Annotated in this window: 2 pseudogenes; both read left to right on the top strand. The window is 43.3% G+C overall.

From position 1 onward, the window contains the following. Nucleotides 1-191: pseudogene (locus tag ACODS7_RS32680) on the top strand (MFS transporter); the annotation flags it as partial. 15 nt (nucleotides 192-206) lie between these two features. Then, nucleotides 207-418, top strand: a pseudogene (locus tag ACODS7_RS32675) (phage major capsid protein); the annotation flags it as partial.

The following is a 418-nucleotide window of genomic DNA, read 5'->3' as shown; positions in this document are numbered from 1 at the left end:
CGCAGCAGTTAGAAGAACAGCTGACTTCAGCAAAAGAAACGGCCATTCAGGAATACCTGCAAAGTAAGAAAGCGCCGAAGGTGGAAGGTAGCGGGGCAACAGGGGTTGTATCTGATGAACCCACGACGGACTTTCAAGTGGCTCGCGAAAGAGCCTTGCAGCGATTACGATCAGCAAACCAACACATATAAGGAGGTATCCGAATCATGGGTGCGACATTAATGACATTAGCGGATGTATTAAAAATTGATTATTTACCAGGTATTAAAGAACAGATTAACAATGCGAATTATATTGTTTCGCAGTTAGAAAAGAAAGTAGAAAAGATTGATGGTGATGGTTCGAATTTTCTGATTCCACATCACTTCGGACGTAATACAGGTGTGGGAGCTGTTGCGGAAAATGGGACGTTACCAAC

It is taken from the genome of Bacillus sp. FG16, from assembly GCF_057809515.1.
This window is presented reverse-complemented; position numbering and strand designations above follow the sequence as displayed.